10 protein-coding genes are annotated in these 18,894 nt (G+C 69.3%); 1 reads left to right on the forward strand and 9 read right to left on the reverse strand.

The window, feature by feature from the left end; genetic code table 11:
* Positions 1-2: 2 nt before the first annotated feature.
* The 8 genes from TTY48_RS19595 to TTY48_RS19630 all read right to left on the reverse strand — a co-directional run bounded on the left by TTY48_RS19595 (position 3) and on the right by TTY48_RS19630 (position 16,694).
* On the reverse strand, positions 3-4,748 hold the full coding sequence (locus tag TTY48_RS19595; protein ID WP_220659304.1) for a type I polyketide synthase: 4,746 nt from the start codon (positions 4,746-4,748) through the stop codon (positions 3-5).
* Complete coding sequence (locus tag TTY48_RS19600; protein WP_220659305.1) at positions 4,745-10,192, reverse strand: type I polyketide synthase; 5,448 nt, start codon at positions 10,190-10,192, stop codon at positions 4,745-4,747. The genes TTY48_RS19595 and TTY48_RS19600 overlap by 4 nt, the downstream gene beginning before the upstream one ends.
* Positions 10,189-11,940 (reverse strand): AMP-binding protein, encoded by a 1,752-nt coding sequence (locus TTY48_RS19605; protein WP_255585892.1) that lies wholly within the window; start codon positions 11,938-11,940, stop codon positions 10,189-10,191. The genes TTY48_RS19600 and TTY48_RS19605 overlap by 4 nt, the downstream gene beginning before the upstream one ends.
* A gap of 224 nt (positions 11,941-12,164) precedes the next feature.
* Positions 12,165-12,908: a thioesterase II family protein gene (locus TTY48_RS19610; RefSeq protein WP_220659306.1), complete on the reverse strand. Its 744-nt coding sequence runs from the start codon at positions 12,906-12,908 to the stop codon at positions 12,165-12,167.
* Positions 12,909-13,077: 169 nt separating this feature from the next.
* Positions 13,078-13,974: a tyrosine recombinase XerC gene (locus TTY48_RS19615; protein ID WP_220659307.1), complete on the reverse strand. Its 897-nt coding sequence runs from the start codon at positions 13,972-13,974 to the stop codon at positions 13,078-13,080.
* A gap of 115 nt (positions 13,975-14,089) precedes the next feature.
* Positions 14,090-14,767, reverse strand: a complete 678-nt coding sequence (locus TTY48_RS19620) for a methionine ABC transporter permease (protein ID WP_220659641.1) — start codon at positions 14,765-14,767, stop codon at positions 14,090-14,092.
* An 11-nt stretch (positions 14,768-14,778) separates the two neighbouring features.
* On the reverse strand, positions 14,779-15,825 hold the full coding sequence (locus tag TTY48_RS19625; protein ID WP_220659308.1) for a methionine ABC transporter ATP-binding protein: 1,047 nt from the start codon (positions 15,823-15,825) through the stop codon (positions 14,779-14,781).
* Positions 15,822-16,694 (reverse strand): MetQ/NlpA family ABC transporter substrate-binding protein, encoded by an 873-nt coding sequence (locus tag TTY48_RS19630; RefSeq protein ID WP_220659642.1) that lies wholly within the window; start codon positions 16,692-16,694, stop codon positions 15,822-15,824. Before TTY48_RS19630 ends, TTY48_RS19625 begins: the two co-directional genes overlap by 4 nt.
* A 284-nt stretch (positions 16,695-16,978) precedes the next feature.
* Here TTY48_RS19630 and TTY48_RS19635 point away from each other — a divergent pair, with 284 nt between their 5' ends.
* A complete protein-coding gene (locus TTY48_RS19635) occupies positions 16,979-17,512 on the forward strand; it encodes a YdeI/OmpD-associated family protein (RefSeq protein WP_220659309.1) in 534 nt (177 codons plus the stop codon).
* Positions 17,513-17,515: 3 nt separating this feature from the next.
* Here TTY48_RS19635 and TTY48_RS19640 read toward each other — a convergent pair whose 3' ends face one another.
* Positions 17,516-18,793 carry an MFS transporter gene (locus tag TTY48_RS19640; protein WP_220659310.1) on the reverse strand — a complete coding sequence of 426 codons (1,278 nt, stop codon included), beginning with the start codon at positions 18,791-18,793 and terminating at the stop codon, positions 17,516-17,518.
* Positions 18,794-18,894: the final 101 nt, after the last annotated feature.

The raw sequence follows: 18,894 nt of genomic DNA on the forward strand, positions 1-18,894 counted from the left end.
AGTCAGCCCAGTCTTTCCGCGAGTCGTGCCAGTAGCTGGTCCTCGGTGATCTCGTCGTAGTCGTCCGACGGCGGCGTCATCGCCGGCGTCGCCTCGATGAGCTCCGGGAGGATCGTGCTGAGGTGGGCGGTGAGGCCGTCGGCGCTCGGGTAGTCGAAGACCACCGATGTCGGTAGGGCCGTCCCGATCGCCAGTGACAGCGTCCTGGCGACGGTCACCACGGTGAGGGAGTCCATGCCCGCCTGGAAGAAGCCGTCACCGCGGTCGAGCAGATCGGTGGAATCGAGTCCCAATGCAGCGGCGACGATATCGGCGACCGCATCGGCCAGGATCGCCCGCCGCTGGTCCGCAGGTGCGGCCCGCAATGCCGTCCTCAGTGCGGTGGCGTCCGATTCCGCGGCGTCACCCTCGCGCGGCAGGAGATCGTCGACCAGGCGGAGCGCCGCGTGCAGTCGGTACGCATCGGCCAGGCGCTGCCAGTCGGCGGCCACGACCACCGAACGGAGGGGACCGCCCGGCACCAGTGCCAGTCGCAGAGCGCGGATCGCGGTCGCATCGGCCATGGGCGCCAGCCCCGAGCCCTCGGTCGTCTCCCTGACCACCTCGTCCTGTGCCGCGTGCAGCGACTGCCACAGGCCCCAATTCACCACTGTGGCCGGCAGACCCGCGGCGCGGCGCGCGTAGGCGAAGGCATCGAGGTAGGTGGTGCTCGCGGCGTAGTGTCCGAGCCACCGCGATCCGGTCAGGCCCGAGATCGAGGTGAAGACCACGAAATGGGCCGGTGCTGCGCTCCGGGAAAGCCGGTCCAGGACGGCGACGGCATCGAGTTTGGGCGCGAACATCGCCGCGACGTCCTCGTCGTCCATCTGCGCGAGCGTGACCGGTCCGCCACCGAATGCGGCGAGATAGATTCCGGACAGCTCCGGCAGATCGGCACCGAATCGGCGGAAGAGCGCCGCCATGGCGGCTTCGTCGGTGACATCCGCCGCGACCGTGACCAGCCGCGCGCCCACCTCCGCGATCTCGGCCGCCAACCCGTCGAGCCGATTTCCCGGGTTCCGCGAGACCGCCACAACGGTGCGCGCACCCAATCGGACCAGTTCCCGGATCAGCGTCGGCCCCAGGTTTCCGGTCGCACCGACCACGAGGTGTGCGCCCGCGAGGTCGATCGCACCGTCGTCGATCCCATCGACCTCGCGCATCTCGTGTGCGCTGAACGGACGCAGTCGCGGGGCGTGCCGGACGCCCGCGCGGTAGACCACCTGGTCCTCGGTCTCGTCCGACGCCTCGGTGCGCAGATAGCCGGCCGCGATCGCGGCGGGGACCGCGGCGTCCACATCCACGAGCCCGCCGAACGCGCGGGGGTGTTCGAGCGCAAGGGTCCGTCCGAGGCCCCACAGCACCGCGTGCGCGGGGTCGGCGCGATCGCCCGCTCCGATCGGTTGCGCATTGCGGGTCAGCAGGTGCAGCGGACCGCATCCGACGGCGAGGGTCGCGGTCAGGAGCGCACGGCCCGTCGCGAAGAGTCGGTACCCGGCACTGGGATCGAGGGGATCGAGGGCTGGATCGGGCGCGTACACCACATGATCCGCCGCCCCGAGCGCGGCGACCGCCTCGGGGCTCGGCACGGTCTGCTGGGTCGCGAACTCCGCCGCGGACACGGTCGCCGCTTCCGGTCCGAGGGCGGCGGCGAGCTCGGCCGCCCAGGCACCGTCCCCGATCACGACCCATCGGCCCGTCGCGGGCGGTAGTCCCGCGGGCGCTTCACGTTCGGGCCAGTGCAGCCGGTGGTTCCACTCGGCGGGCACCGGTCCGTCCGCACCGGACGGCGCTGTCGCCCGTGCATGTATCGGCGCAGCCTCGGCGAGCCAGTGTTCGGTGCGGTGCCACGGCATCGTCGGCAGCAGTGGCGCAACGCTCTTCGCGGCCTCGTCCTGCGGCGGGCGGGGCGCCGCAACCGAGGCGACGGCGCGCCGGAACGCCACCGTGTCGTCACCGTCGCGGGTCAACGACCCCGTCACGAACCGTCCCTCGGGCACCGTGTCGGTGATCGCGTGCTGCAGCAGCGGATGGGTGCTGACCTCGATGAAAGTCCCGTGGTCGGCGGCCGCGCTGCTGATCGCGCGGGCCAGTCGCACCGGACGGCGGACGTTGTCCGCCCAGTAGGCCGCGTCGACTTTCGGCTCGGCGGTGTCCTGAACGGTCGAGTAGAAGGGCAGGCGCGGCACCGCGGGGACGAGATCGGCGAGTTCTGCCGCGAGTGCGTGCATCACCGGCTCCATCTGGGCGGTGTGCGAGGCGACCTCCATGTCCACGCGGCGGGCGAAGACATTGCGTGCAGAGGCATCGGCGATCACCGCTTCCACCTGCTCGGGAACCCCCGCGATCCCGGTCTGCCGGTCCGAGGCGTACACGCAGATCTCCACCCCGTTCCGCCCCTCGATGAGTTCGGCGGCCACCTCCGGACCCACGCCGAGCATCGCCACGGCGCCCGTGCCGCCCAGCTCCGACATCAGCCGGCCGCGGGTCGCCACGACGCGCAATCCCTGCTCCACGGTGAGCGCTCCGGAGACGACTGCCGCGGTGACCTCTCCCACCGAATGGCCGATCACCGCATCGGGTTCGACGCCATGACTGCGCAAGGCCGCGACGAGCGCGAGCTGCACTCCCACGAGGATCGGTTGGAGCCGGCGATCGCCCTCGATGCGGGCTCCCTCGGCGAGCGCGGATCGCAGTGAGAAGCCGGTGTTGGCGACGAAGGCCGGCTCGAGGAGATCGACGGCCTCCGCGAACGCGGGCTCCTCCGCCAGGAGAGTCCGAGCCATACCCGGCCATTGCGCGCCCTGACCGGAGAAGACGAAGACGGTACCGCTGGGGATCTCGCACCCCGACTGCGGTACCACGGCGTCGTGCTCCCCTCCGTCCGCGACCGCTCGCAGTGCCGCGGCGGCTCCGTCGGCATCGCGGGCGAGGACGGTCGCCGTGCAGGCGTACCGGGTCCGGTGCTCGGCGAGTGCCGCGGCCACCGCGGGCAACGGGAGGTCGGCGCCGGCCCCGTCGAACCAGTCACCCAGCCGCCGTGCCCAGGACGCGAGCCGCTCGGGGGTTTTCGCGGAGACGGTGAGCGCGGTCACCGGTTGGGCGCGGGAGGACTCCGGAGCGCGGGGCGCATCGGGTGCCTGTTCGAGCACGACGTGCGCGTTGGTTCCACCGAACCCGAAGGAGGAGACGCCCGCTCGGCGCGGCCGTCCGAGATCCGGCCACGGACGGTTCTCGTCGACGACCGCCAGACGCATGCGATCGAACGGAATGTGCGGATTGGGCTGCGTGTAGTGCGGTGTGGCGGGAATCGTGCCGTGTCGAAGCGCGAGCACGGTCTTGATCAGGCCCGCGATCCCCGCCGCCCCCTCGAGATGGCCGAGGTTGCCCTTCACGGAGCCGATCAGCAGCGGCGCGTCCTGCGGGCGTCCCCGCCCGAGGACGGCCCCCAGCGCCCGGGCCTCGATGGGATCGCCGAGGGGCGTGCCGGTTCCGTGCGCCTCCACGTAGTCGACCTCGCGCAGGGGCACTCCCGCCGCGGCGTACGCGGAGCGCAGCACGGCCATCTGCGCCGACGGATTCGGCGCGAACAGCCCGTTGGACAACCCATCCTGATTGACCGCGCTGCCGCGGACCACCGCCAGCACGTCATCGCCATCACGTCGTGCATCGGACAGGCGCTTGAGCACCACCACGCCGCAGCCCTCACCACGGACGAATCCGTCCGCGGCGGCGTCGAAGGCCTGGCATCGGCCGGTCGGCGACAGGGCACCCGATTCGTCGAATCCGTGGAAGATCGCCGGTGACAGTAGCAGGTTCACCCCGCCCACCAGCGCCACATCACTCTCCTTGAGCCGCAGCGAGGAGACGGCGAGGTGTAGCGCCACCAACGAGGACGAACACGCGGTATCCACCGTCAGTGAGGGGCCCCGCAGATCCAGGAGGTACGAAAGCCGGTTCGCGATGATGCTCAGCGCTCCACCGGTGTTGCTCCACGCGTTGACAGCGGACAGGTTCGCCGATGCGAGGAAGCCGTACTCGCTCACGCAGGCACCGATGAAGACGCCCGTGCGGCTGCGCCGCAGCGACTCCGGCACGATCCCGGCACGTTCGAGGGCCTCCCACGCCACCTCGAGCAACATCCGCTGCTGCGGGTCCATCGAGGCGGCTTCGCGCGCGGAGATGTCGAAGAACTCGGCATCGAACCCGGCGATGTCATCGAGGAACGCGCCCCATCGCGTCGTGCGTGCGAGTACCGCACCGGTCTCCGCGGTGCCGTCGTCCCAGGGCTCCCAGCGGCTGGGCGCGACTTCACGCACCCCCGTGCGCCCCGCGGACAGCATGTCCCAGAGCTCGTCGGGATCGTCGGCGCCGGGCACGCGGCACGCCAAGCCGACCACCGCGATCGGCTCATCCGGCTGGTGGATCGTGGAAGCGGTCACCGGGTCGGCATCGTCCTGCGGATCGTCCGCGGTCAAGTGCGCGACCAGCTGGTCGATCGTGGGGTGCTCCCAGAAGTCGACGGGAGAGACGACCGCGCCCACGTACTCCCCCAGCTCACCCGCCAGCACGACGAGGTCCTTCGATCCGACCCCGAGGTCGGTCATCGGCGCGCCTGTATCGACACTCCGACGGTCGACGTCGAAGTTCTCGACGAGATAGTCCACGATCCAGCTGCGGATCGTCACGGCGTCACGGTGCCCGGTCATTGAACGCTTCCCTCCACGCTGTCGAAAAGGTTGTCCAGCAGCCCGTCTCCGGCTTGCTCCGCGGCGGGCTCGCCGCGCGATTCCGCTCCCGGCGGACTCGCGCCGACGCGCTCCGCCAGATGCCGGGCGAGCGCGCCGAGCGTCGGGTGGTTCCACAGCATCGTCACCGACAGTTCGGTGCCGACCAGGGTCTCGGCATCACGCCGGATGGACATGGCCATCACGGAGTTCAGTCCGATCTCGGCGAAGGGCCGGTCCGCGGTGAGTTCCGCCGGACTCATCCGCAGCTCCCGGGCCACGATGTCGCGCAGTCCGCTCTCGATCGACGCCAATGCATCGCTCGGTGACATCTGCGACCACACCGGCGTTTCCCCGGCCCGGTCGCGCCCGGCGGCATCCGGCCGCGCGCCGCCCGGTCGCGGCACCATGATCGCCTGATGTGCACCGTGCGCGGCCGCGTACTCCCACGCTGCGAACGCCTCCGCCGGACGGACCGGGCGCGAACCCATCCGTTCGAGCTCGCGCCGGACCACCTCCGCGCCGGCCCCGAAGCCCATGTCCTGCCAGGCCACCCAGTCCAAGGCGAGCACGTCGGTCGCGCCCTCGTGGTGCCGGCGTCGTGCCAGTCCATCGAGGTACGCGTTCGCCGCGGCGTACGCGCTCTGCCCCGGTACGCCGTAAACGGCTCCGGCCGAGCCGACCAGGTGCAGGAAGTCGACCGTCCCCGGGGGGAAGGCATCGGCCAGAGCCCGGGCGCCGGCCACCTTCGGCGCCAACACCGCGTCGACGGATTCCGCGTCGACATCGTCGATCAACATCGCCGATTGCACCCCTGCCGCGTGCACGATGCCACGGATGGCAGGCGCCCCCTGTCGATCGCGATCGGCGAGGTACTCCGTGAGCGCACCGGCGGCCGCGATGTCCAGTGCGATCGTCTCGACCGCGACGCCGCGTTGCTCCAGGGCGGCGACGGCGTCGATACGCTCGCGCAGCACCGGTTCGACGACGGTGTTCCACTGCGCGCGGGCCGGCAGCGGTGTGCGGCCGGCCAGGATGATCCGTCGAGCCCCCTTGTCGGCGAGCCATACCGCGATCGCCAGGCCGAGGCTTCCGAGTCCGCCGGTCACGAGATACGCGGCATCGGGCCGGCAGCGCATCGGTGTCCCCGCGTCCGTCGCGGGGACTGCGGCGGGCACGCCGACGGTGATCGCACCGTCGCGCAACCGCAGGGGCTCTCGGGATCGTCCTCGGAGCGCCTCGGCCACCGGGGCGCCCTCGCCTACCGGTCCCGCTGCGGGCAGATCGAGCAATCCACCCCACGATTCGGGGTGCTCCGCCGCGATCACCCCTGCCAGGCCCCAGAGCACCGATTGCGGTGCAGCGCTCGGTGATGTGCCATCGGCGACGCCGTGCGTCAGCAACCAGACCCGGCCGGTGCCGGCCCGGTTCACGGCGCGGACCAGGTCCAGTACCTCGCAGGTGAGACGTGTGGCGGCGGCGAGGTCGGATTCCTCCGCGCGTACCTGCGGAACGTAGAGGACGCGGTCGCTGCGATCGATGTCCTCGTTCTGGCTGATATCGAGCCCGGTACCTGCCAGCTCCGCGGCGAGCTGCTCGTCACCGATCACCGTCACGGTTCGTGGTCGATCGGCGTCCTCCGGTGTCCAGGTTCGCCATTCGAGCGTGTGGACGATCTCCGAGGGTGCGGCGTCGGACAGCAGCGCATCGTCGCCGACAGGTGCGAATCGCAGTCCCCGCAGCTCTGCCAGCAGGGTGCCGTGGGCATCGGTCACGTCCACGTCGACTCCCCCGATGACCGCGTCGGAGCCCGACAGCGTCCGTCCATCCCGAGCGCGGACCGTCACCCGTCCACCGTCGGAGGGTGCGGGGTTGACGACGTGCAGCGAGTCGACTGCGGCGGGTACGAGCAGGCGGGAATCCTCCGGGGCCACCATTCTGCTCACCCCGACCGCGGCGTCGAGCAGGGCCGTGATCGGTGTCTGCGCGGTGGCGACGTCGACCACGAGGGCGGAGTCGCTGCGGCGTACCGCAGACACGGACCAGGGAAACGGAGTTCCCTCGACGCCCCACTCGGCGGGCGGCTCCGTGATCCCGCGTGCCTGGTCGTCCACCGCGTCCGGACCGATGGGGTCCAGGACATCGGGGGCCGCTCCCGCTGCGAGCCGGGCCGTCGCGTGCACGGTCCACGGCCCGTCATCGCCCGGCGCGCTCGACAGTGTCAGGCGATCGCCTTCGAGGATCACGTGGATGATCCGGTGCTGGTTCAGGACGAGCGGTGTCTCGAAGCCGAGACGGTCCACTCCGTGCGCACCGATGTCCGATGCCGCGGCCGCGAACGTGGCCAGCAGCACCGAGATCGGCACCAGCTCGACCTGATGGACCCGATGGAACCCCGGGTACGGCCGGTCGGTGGGCGCGATGCGTGCCCGCCACAGGTCCGTGGTCTGCGTGCCCACCAGCCGGGTGCGGCCACCGAGCACGGTGCCGATCCGGGGGACGGTATCGGTGGCGGACGATGCCCGCATCGGCGGCATCCAGTGCGCGGAGTGCAGCCAGGGCGTCGCAGGTAGCTCGATCCGCGGCCTCCGTGGCTGGACATCGGAATGCCGACCGAGCGAGGCGAGTGCGGTGTGGAAGTCGAGCCGCTCGTCACCGTCCCGCGCCACCGTCCCCGTCACGTGGTGCCGGGATCCGGGAAGGCACTCGGTGACGGCGTGGGTCAGTACCGGGTGCGGCGATACCTCGACGAAGGTGCCCCAGCGGTCGGCGGCGTCCGCCACTGCGGCGGCGAATCGCACCGGGGAGCGCAGGTTCGACGCCCAGTAGTCGGCATCGAACGGGGGCGCCGTGTCCCCCGCGAGCACGGTCGAGAGCACCGGGATCGTGGGTTTGCGCGGTGCCAGGCATGCCAGTTCCGCGCGCAGCTCGTCGAGGATCGGGTCGACGGTGCGGTGGTGCGATGCCACGTCGACGTCCACTCGCCGCGCCATCAGCCCCCGCGCCGCGACCGCGTCCATCAGCGCGGCGATCCGGTCCGGATCACCCGCGACCACGGTCTGCCGCGGCGAGGCGACGACGGCCACGGATACCCCGTGGAATTCCGACGCCAGGATCTCGGCGGACGCCTCGTCCATCTCGATCAATGCCATCGCACCGCGGCCCGAAAGTTCACGACGCATGAGGCGCGAGCGCGTCGCGATGACCCGCAGACCGTCGGCCACCGACAATCCGCCCGATACGATCGCCGCGCTCACTTCGCCCATCGAGTGACCTATCACCGCGTCCGGGACGATGCCGTGCGAACGCCACAGCTCCACCAGGGCCAGCTGCACGCCGATGAGGACCGGCTGGATCCTGTCGATCCCCTCCACCGGGCGTCCCGACCGGAGTACCTGCGCGAGCGAGAAGCCCACCTGCTCGACGAAGACCTGGTCGAGATCCGCCACCGCGTCGGCGAATGCCGGCTCGGCGGTCAGGAGCCGCTGGCCCATCCCCGTCCATTGCGCCCCCTGGCCGGAGAACACGAAGACCACGCCGGAATCGCGCGCCGGCTCCCGCGCCGGTACGACGCCGGCAGCAGACACACCGGCCGCCAGAGCGCGCAACCCCGCAACCGCGGCATCGCGATCCGCGGCGACCACCGCACCGAAGCACCCGCCCCGCGACCCGCGACCCGCGAGGGCCGCCGCGACGCTGGACAGCGGGGAGTCCGAGCCCGAGGTCTCGAGCCAGTTCGCGAGCACGTCCGCGAATCGCTGCACCCGTGGGACTGAGCCGGCCGGGACGGTCAGCCGAGTCAGGTCTGTTCCGGCGTCGGACTGAAACGCAGAAGGGGCATCGCTCGGCTCGTCGGGTGCCTGCTCCAGTACGACGTGCGCATTGGTTCCACCGAACCCGAAGGAGGACACGCCCGCTCGCCGCGGGTGTCCGGCGGTCGGCCATTCGGTGGGCCCGCCGACGACCCGGAGCCTGTGGGCATCGAACGGAATGTGGGGGTTCGGAGCCGTGTACCCCAGGTTGGCGGGGATACGGGCCTTCCGCAGTGCCAGGACGGACTTGATGAACCCCGCCACACCCGCGGCGGCCTCGAGATGGCCGAGGTTCGACTTCACCGCGCCCAGGAGAAGGGGCGCGTCGGGAGTCCTGCCGCGGCCGAGCACGGTGCCCAAGGCGCGGGCCTCGATCGGATCGCCGAGGAGGGTCCCCGTGCCGTGGGTCTCCACGAACTCGACGTCCCGAGGGGCGATTCCGGCATCGGCGTACGCGGCCCGCAGGACCGCCGCCTGCGCCGCGGGGTTGGGTGCGGTCAGACCGTTGGACCGGCCGTCCTGATTGACCGCGGAACCTCGCACCACCGCCAGGACCCGATCTCCGTCGCGTCGGGCGTCGGAGAGCCGTTTGAGCACCACCACACCACAGCCCTCGCCACGGACGTAGCCGTCGGCGGCCGCGTCGAAGGAGTGGCAACGCCCTGTCGGTGACATGGCGTCGAGCTGATCGAAGCTCCGGGTCACCGCCGGCGACAGCATCACATTGACCCCGCCCGCCAGGGCCAGATCGGTCTCCCCCGAGCGCAGGCTGCGGCAAGCCAGGTGGATCGTCACCAGGGACGAGGAACAGGCGCTGTCGATCGTGACGGACGGCCCCCGGAGATCGAGCGCGTACGAGACTCGATTCGACACCACGCTGAGCGCGCTGCCGGTGCCGGACCAGCCGTCGACGGCGGCCAGGTCGCGGCTCACCAAGTAGCCGTATTCGGCGGCGCACGCTCCGGCGAAGACACCCGTCTGCGAGTGCGCGAGCGAGTCGACGGGGATGCCCGCGTGCTCGATCGCCTGGTGGGCGACCTCGAGGAACAACCGCTGCTGGGGATCCATCTTCGCGGCCTCGTTGGGAGAGATCCCGAAGTAGTCGGCGTCGAACCCCGCTATGTCGGAGAGGAAGGCCCCGAACCGGGTGGTGCCCCGCACCGCGTCCGCCACCGGTGGCCCACCGTCGATGAAATCGTTCCACCGCCCGTCCGGGACTTCACCGACTGCGCACTCACCCGATTCGAGGAAGGCCCAGAACGCGTCCGGGTCGTTGATGTCGGACGGGAACCGGCAACCGATGCCGATCACCGCGATCGGCTCGTCGGTACTCCCCGTCGGTCCGGCCCCGGCCGCCGATTCCGCCGCATTCGCTCCGGCGAGCGCGGCAGCGAGCGAGTTGACGGTGGGGTGCTCGAAGAGTTCGGCTGCGGTCACCGTGCGCCCCAATAACTCCGAGAGTTCCCCTGCTAGTACCACGACATCGGTGGAACCGAGGCCCACATCGCGCAGTGGGGCATCGGGGTCGGCCTCGCCCTGGACGCACCCGACGACCTCCACCAGGTAGTCGAGCAACCATCCGCGGATGGCCGCCTCGTCCGGAGCCGCACTCATGCTTCCTCTCCGAGGCGCTGGAAGGCACCCTCTCGATAGAGCCGAGCGCTTTCCTGTCTCCGCGTCTTTCCACTGGTGGTGATGGGGATCGCGCCCTGCGGCACGAGAACGATGTCCGATGCCCGCAGGCTGTGCCGCTGCGCGATCGCCGCAGCCGCCTTCGCGCGCGCGTCGCGTACGGCGGTCGCGACCTCCGCGGGATCGCTCGGCAGGCGACGCAGTTCGGCCACGACGACCAGTTGCTCGGTACCGTCCCCCGGCACCGCGATCGCGGCGGTCCGCGCCCCCGTGTGCGCGGAAACGGTGGATTCGACGTCGTCGGGGTAGTGATTGCGCCCGTCGATGATGATGAGGTCCTTGATCCGGCCGACCACGAAGAGGTCGTCGCCGGACATCACTCCGAGGTCACCCGTTCGCATCCACGGTCCGGGCGCAGTGCCCTCCGAGGGCGCCTCGAGTCGCCCGCCGAAGACGCTCTCGCTCCGCTCGGGGTTTCGCCAGTACCCGGCCGCGACGTTGTCCCCGTACACCCAGATCTCGCCGACTTTCCCTTCCGGGCACTCGGTGCGACTCTCCGGATCGACGATCCGGAAGGTCGTGCTGCGCGGATGGCCGAGCCCGATCTGCTCGGACCCCGCCCCGGCGTCATCGACCCGGACTGCATACCCGTCCGCGAGCCGCTCGAAGTCGAATGAGACCACCGGCGTGTCACTTCCGACCACCGCCGACGACACGTACAAGGTGGCCTCGGCCAGACCGTAGGCGGGCGTCTGCGCCCCCGGGCTCAGTCCGAACGGGGTGAATCGCTCGCTGAATCTGCGGATCGTTCCCGCCTGAACCCGCTCGGCGGCGTTGAGGATTCCGCGCACACCGGCGAGGCTCAGTCCTTCGAGGTCCTCATCGCGGGTGCGGCGCGCGGCGAGGTCGAAGGCGAAGTTCGGTGCCGCCGAGTGCACGCACGGATATCCGGCCAGGAGCTTGATCCATCGTGACGGCTTCTGCAGGAAGGACATCGGGCTGGTTACCACTGCATGGCGACCGATTCCGATGGGCGACATGATGCCCAGCATCAGACCGAGGTCGTGGTAGAACGGCAGCCACGAGACCAGCGTGGTCTCCTCCGGCGGTTCGCCTCCCAGACCGCTGAACATGTCGGTGACGATCTGATCGATGTTGACCACGATGTTGCGGTGGGTGACGCTGACTCCCGAGGGGGTGCCCGTGGATCCGGACGTGTACTGCAGCAGTGCCAGCCGCTCCCCGTCCCGGTCGGTCGAGTAGGGAGCCGCCGGGGCGTCGTAGTCGAGGACGTCCAGTTCGATCACCGCGATACCTTGCGCGGACGGCGCATTCATGGACGGGAGAACCGCATCCACCGAGGTGGTGGTCGTGAGAACCACGACCGGTTCGCAGTTCTCGAGCACGCGCGCTGCCCGCTCGTCGTGCGCACCACCCATCGGAACGGACAGCGGCACAGCCACCAGGCCGGCTTCGAGCGCTCCGAGGAAGCCGACGATGTACTCCATCGACTGAGGCGCGAGAATCGCCACGCGATCCCCCACCGCGCCGTGCTTGCTCAGTTCGCCGGCGACCACCTGTACCCGACGGCGGAGCTCCGACCAGGTCAAGCTCTCGAAGAACCCGTCCTGATCCACCTCGTAGTCCACGAAGGTGAAGGCGGGCTCATCACCACGAGACTGGGCCAGACGCTCCAAGGCGACGGGGATCAGTTCGTCCGAGACACGCAATGCAGACACTTCCAGCACACACCTTCCGCGTAGGCGACGCGGGGCAGGAGATCGGCGCCCCGGTCCAAAGCATAACCAATTAACTGAACCTAGTTTCGCGTCACTTTGCTACCACATATGCCCAACGATGGCTGGGTACGTTGCCCGGACGCGGAGCGATCAGGCGGCTCGTCGACGGGTTACCACCCGGTCTGACGTGTGTCTATCCGAATTATCTTGCGAAATTATGAAGATCCATGGATTCGGCGACGGTCCTCGTCGGCCGGCACTACCGCTGCATCCAGGCTAGTTTCGATGTCGGCAGCCAGTGTTGCTAGGTGATCCGAGAGGTAGAAATGGTGACCAGTAAAGATTCGCATGCCGAAACCGGACACGGTACGACTCGCCCATTTCGACATATTGTTTACTGTCGCAATCTCATCACTCTCGCCGACATACGCCCGAATCGGACAATTCAGCACGGCCTCGTCCGGCGCCCGATAGCGGGTGATCGCCCGGAATCCACGCAGCGTGGGAAGGATCCGGGAAGCGAACGCATCGTGTTCGAGCAGCGCAGCGTCGATCCCCGTCATCGAGGCGGCCGCACCGAGAAGGCCGTCGTCGGAGTCCGCGACATCGTCGAAACCGGCGTGCCCGGGCGCTGCACACGCGGAGACGAACAGGGCGTCCACCGGACGCCCCGCCTCGGCGAACCGCCGGGCCATCTCGAACGCGACCAGCGATCCCATGCTGTGACCGAAGAAGGCTATCGGCGAACCATCGTCTACCCGCTCGGGAGAAAGCTTGCGCCACAGGCCGTCGACGAGTTCCTCGATACTGCTCAACGTGGCGACATCGTGAGCCCCGTCGCGTCCGGGGTAGGGCACGGCGATCCGCCGCACCCCGGAGGTGAATTCGCGCGCAAGCGGCACGTAGTACGACGGGGCGCCACCAGCGTGCGGAAACAGGAACAACTTCACCGTATTCACGATCTCACACTAACCGATTTCCACTGTCCCGCAACGGAGCTGGAATCGCTGCACCAGCGGATATGGTCAGTTGTCCGAAGCACCACACAGCTTCGACCGTCGAAGATTACGGGACGTTCGTCCAAGATTTACTTGCTCGCGAAGAGATTCGTCTCGCCGGAGCGTAACCTCATGCGCGTGGGTGCGCCTGTTCGTGCGCGGCACGAAGACGGGCGACGCTGACGTGCGTGTACAGCTGAGTCGTCGCGAGCGAGCTGTGGCCCAGGAGTTCTTGCACCACACGAAGATCGGCGCCACCGTCGAGCAGGTGCGTCGCAGCGGTGTGCCGCAATCCGTGCGGAGCCACCTCGCGGCCGCCGGGCACTGACGCCGTGACCTGGTGGACGACGGTGCGCGCCTGTCGCGGATCGAGCCGGCCCCCGCGCGCGCCGAGGAACAAGGCGGCGCCGGACTTCTCGCCCACGAGTCGCGGCCGGGCCTCGTCGAGCCATCGCCGCAGCACATCGGCGGCGGGCGCTCCGTAGGGCACCGTCCGTTCCTTGTTGCCCTTGCCGATCACCCGGATCACCCGGCGCGCCTGGTCCACGGAGCCCACGTCGAGTCCGCAGAGCTCGCTGACGCGGATGCCGGTGGCGTAGAGCAGCTCGGTGATCGCCTGGTCCCGCACGGCGATCGGGTCACCCTCTGCCGCACCCGAGGCCGCGTTCGCAAGAGCGGCCGAGGCATCGTCGGCCGACAACACACCGGGCAGCGTGCGGCGCGGCCGCGGCGCCTTCAAGCGCGTCCCGGGATCGAAGGCCAGGTGGCCGCGCCGGGTGGCCCAGGCCGTGAAGGTCCGCGCCGACGACGCCTGCCGCGCGAGCGTGGTCCGCGCGGCGCCGGAGGCCGCCCGCTCCCCCAGCCAGGCGCGCAGGGTCGCCAGATCGAGGTCGGAACCGGCCACACCACGCTCGGCGGCGAAGTCGAGGAGTGAGGTCAGGTCGGCGAGGTAGGCGCGCACGGTGTGCTCGCTGCGGCCACGTTCGAGCCGCAGGTACGTCTCGTACTCCGCCAGCGCCTCGCTCATATCCCCACGATAAGGCCAACTCCCGCCCGACCCGCCGATTGAACACCGTTACCGCGGACGCCACCTGGGGCGGCGATCGCGGTAACGGTGTTCAATTGCGAGCGGGGGACGCGGATCAGCCGCGGTGCTGGAGGCGGCGGCTGAGCCAGTTGCCGAAGAACTGGACGATCTGCACCACCACGATGAGCACGACGATCACCACGAGGGTGAGCTGCCAGTTGGCCTGCTGGTAGCCGTACTGGCGGGCGAAGTCGCCCAGGCCGCCGCCGCCCACGTAGCCGGCCATGGCCGACATGTCGACCACCGCGACGAACATGAAGGTGTAACCCAGCGTCAACGGCGCGAGCCCCTCGGGGATCACGACGGTGGCCAGGGTGCGCAACTTGCTGGCACCCATCGACCGCGCGGCCTCCACCACACCCGGGTCCACGGTCACCAGGTTCTGCTCCACCACGCGGCCGATCACGAAGGTGGCCATCACCGTCATGGCGAAGGCCGCGGCCTCGACACCGATCCGGGTACCGATCACCGCCTTGGTGATCGGCGCGATCGCCGTGATGAAGATGATGAACGGGATCGGCCGGATGATGTTGACCAGCACGTTGAGCACGCCGAAGACGAACTTGTTCTCCAGCAGGTTGCCGGGCCGCGTCGCGTACAACAGGGTGCCGTAGATCAGGCCCAGCAGTCCGCCCACGACCATGGTGATGCCGACCAGGCGGACCGTTTCACCGATCGCCTCGACGAACACCTCCTTGGTGCCGGGAGGGAAGACGTCGTCGAGGAAGGTCATGTAGTTGCCGCTCATCGCGCGACCTCCTGTCCGGTCTGCGGATCCTTGATGTGCGCGAGCACGCCGAGTTGCTCGATCGCCTTCGCGATCGCCGCGTCGTCACCGGTCACCGAGTAGGTCAACGAGCCGAACGGACGGCCGCCCACCTCGGCGACGCCGCCGTACAGCACGCGGGCGGTGGCGCCGTGCGCCGCGAACACCTCGGCCGCATCGGGTGCGTCGATATCGTCGCGGACGTCGACGGTGACGACGGTGCCCGGCCGCGCATCCAGCAGCCGTTGCAGGGTCTCCGGGGCGACATCGTCACCCACGGCCGCGTGCACGAGACTCGCGGTGGCCTCGGACTCCGAGGTCGCGAAGACGTCGTAGACGGGGCCGTAATCCACCAGTTTGCCCCGGTCGAGCACGGCGACGTGGTCGCAGATCCGGCGGATCACGTCCATCTCGTGCGTGATCACCACGATGGTGGTGCCGAACTCCTTGTTCACCCGCAGCAGCAGGTCGAGGACCTCACTGGTGGTGCCCGGGTCGAGCGCGCTGGTGGCCTCGTCGGCGAGCAGGATCTTCGGGTTGCGTGCCAGGGCGCGGGCGATGCCCACGCGTTGGCTCTGCCCGCCGGAGAGCTGACTCGGGTACTGCTCGGCCTTGTCACCGATGCCCACGAAGTCGAGCAGCTCCGCGACCCGCTTCTTGCGGTCGGCCTTGGACATGTCCGTCAAGGTCAGCGGGTACTCCACGTTCCCCGCCACGGTGCGCGAGTTCATGAGATTGAACCGCTGGAAGATCATGCCGATGCCTGCGCGGAGCTCGCGCAGGTCGCGCTCGCCGAGATCGCCGACCACGGTGTCGAGCACGCGCACCTCACCCGAGGTGGTGTTCTCCAGACCGTTGATCGTGCGGATCAGCGTGGACTTGCCCGCGCCGGATTGCCCGATCACTCCGGTGATGGTGCCCTCATCGATCGAGAAGCTGACGCCGTCCAGAGCCTTGGTCGTGCCGAAATCCCGAGTGGCATCGCGGAACTCGATGGCCACTCGGGCGTCGGTGTGCTCGCTCACTTGGTGCCGCGGGCCTGGACCTGCTGCTGAAGGCTCTCAGTGAGGCTCTGCAGCTCGGCGGCGGGCTTGTCGACCAGGATGAACGAATCGCCCTTGTCCTTCTTGAGCTGCTCGAGGACCTTCTGGTCCTTGTACAGCTGGGCCAGCTTCAGGTAGGTGGCGTTGTCCTTATCGGCCTTGCGGACCACGAAGGCGTTGATGAAGGGCTGTGACTGCGGGCTGGCCGGATCGTCCTTGGCGATGATCAGGTCCTTGCCCAGCTTCGCGTTCTCGGCGGGGTCGTTGTTCACCACGGCACCGTCGACGCTGTCGAGGCTCAGCGCGGTCTGGTTGGCGTCGACCGCCTTGACCGAGACCTTCGAGGCGGCGGTGTCGATATCCGCCGGGGTCACCTGGCGGCTCGCGACATCGCCCTTGAGCTTGATCAGGCCGGCCGACGAGAGCACGCCGAGGGCGCGCGACTGGTTGGTCGGATCGTCGGGCACCACGACGGAACCGCCCTGCGGGATCTCGGCCACCGACTTGTGCTTCTTCGAGTACAGCGGCAGCGGGTAGATCGCGGTCGCGCCGATCGGCACCAGCTCGGTCTTGTTCTTCACGTTGTACTCCGCGAGGAACTGCAGGTGCTGGTACTCGTTGATCTGCAGATCGCCGTCGTTCAGCGCGGCGTTCGGCTGCTGGTAATCGCTGAAGTTCGTGGTCTCCACCTTGATGCCCTGCTCCTTGGCGAGGTCCTTGTAGACCTGCCAGAACTGCTGGGCACCGTCGGTGACGCCGATCTTGATGGTGTCGCCGTCGCTCGAGCCGGAGCCACACGCGGTAGTGGCGAGGGCGAGGGGCACGACCAGGGCGAGCGCGAAACGCTTCATCTTCACGGCTTTGTTTCTCCAACGTCGACGGATACGGGGTTCTCCCGGTTGCGCAACGATACCTACTCGCTGGTACATCCGCGGTGCAACGCGGCGTCCCGGCACGGCGACCCCGGCGCTGACCAGGTTCGACGATGCGTGCGGGGTTTGACTCATGCGTGCATGAAACAGTCCGAACCCGCGTCCGAGCGGTCTGCACCCGATCGATCACGAATCGAGAAGCCGTGACCGATCCGCGCTCGTAACCTGGATCCGAGACCGCAGCCGGATCGCGAGGAGTAGCCATGGCACCGAAGAGCCCGACCCCCGTTTCGTTCACCGCCACCCCCGAGCGGCTCGCCGGCCGGACCATCCTCCGGCTCCCGGCGGATGCCAGCGCCGCGCTCCCCTCCCGCGGTCAGGTCGCGGTCACCGGCTCCGTCGGCGGTCGGGATTTCAGCGGCGTCGTCGAGCCGGACGGCCGGAAGGGGCATTGGCTCGATCTGGAGGGGACGACGGGGGTTCGTCCCGGGTCGGTCGTCACGGTCGACCTGACGCCCAGCGCGGAGTGGCCGGAACCCGCGGTGCCCGAGGATCTCAGTGCCGCGCTCTCGGATGCCCCCGATGTGGCGGACGTGTGGACGGACATCACGCCGATGGCCCGCTGGGAGTGGGTGCGCTGGGTCGGCGCCACGAAGAACCCGGCGACCCGGGCGAAGCGCGTCGAGGTCAGCATCTCCAAGATGCGCTCGGGCAAGCGTCGCCCGTGCTGTTTCGACCTCTCGTCGTGCACCGATCCCGAGCTGTCGAAGAGCGGCCAGCTGCTGGCCGCCGAGTAGGCGTCAGCGCGGGAGCGGGATCCGCGCCGTCTCCGGGATGCGGTAGGTCAACGCGAGCGCGATCACGTTGAGGGCCACCAGGTACAGCGGGAAGGCGATGTCGATTCCCAGCTGGTGGATCTCGGTGCCGATCGCCGGAATGGTGCCGCCGAACAGGGCGGTGGCGATCGAGAAGGCCGCGCCGGTGGCGAGGACGCGGATACGCGCGGGGAACATCTCGCCGATCATGGCGGCGGCGACGCACATGAGGATCGCGCAGATGCCCATTCCCACGCACTGGATGAGCAGCACCGTGACGGGGTTCGCCGAGATGCCCACGAACAGCGGCACGGTGAGCACGATGTTGGCGCCGTAGAAGGTGAACATCATCGGCTTGCGCCCGATGCGGTCCGAGAGCCGGCCCAGCGGGAGCTGAATCGCGCCGTAGAAGATGAAGGCGACGGTCGAGATGGTGATCGCCTGCTTCTTGTCGAGGCCGGACGTGATGATCGCCCACGTGGGCACGTAGGTGCTCCAGGTGTAGAAGACGGCGGCCGTCACGGACGCCAGGACGAAGGCGCGCCAGAACGCGGGCCGGTGGTCGACGAAGACCTCGCGGAAGGGCGGCGTGGCGGCGGGCTCGTCGCCCTGCCGATAGGTCTCCTCGGCGCGACGACGGATCCACCACGCCACGACGGCGGCGAGCGCACCGATGAGGAAGGGCACGCGCCACGCCCAGTCGGCCATCGCATCGGTGCCGACGGCGTTCACCAGGATCGTGATCAGTCCGAGGCACGCGACCTTGCCGAGGCTGGAGCTCACGTTCGTGATGCTCGTGTACACGCCGCGCCGCTCGTCGGGAGCAGACTCCATGAGGAAGGCGCTGGCCGCGGCGAGTTCGCCGCCGGTGGACAGTCCCTGGATCAGGCGCGCGATCACCAGAATGACCGGCGCCAGCACTCCGACCTGCTCGTACGTGGGTGCGACGCCGATCATCAGGCTTCCGACGCCCATCATTCCCACGCCCACGGTCAGGGCCAACCGTCGGCCGTAGCGATCGGCCATCCATCCCATCAGCACGCCACCGATGGGCCTGGTCAGGAAGCCGACGGCGAAGACCGCGAAGGTCGCGAGCAGCGGGACGACGGACTCCGCGTCGCCGGGGAAGAACTGCCGGGCGAAGTAGATCGCGAGGAAGGAGTAGGCGCTCCAATCGAAGTACTCGACCAGGTGACCCACCGAGCCGGTGAGGATCTGCCGCCGCCGACGCGCCGCGATCGCGGGGGTCGTCTCGGTCGTCATCGCGGCATCCTCGGGCTCGGGAATGGTCGATCCAGCATCGGATCCGGGGAATCGTACCCGGCCGAGTGCCCAGCTCACGACCCTGCGGAGACGAAAGGACC

Origin of the sequence: Tsukamurella sp. TY48 (assembly GCF_019656655.1) — a bacterium.
GTDB lineage: Bacteria > Actinomycetota > Actinomycetes > Mycobacteriales > Mycobacteriaceae > Tsukamurella > Tsukamurella strandjordii.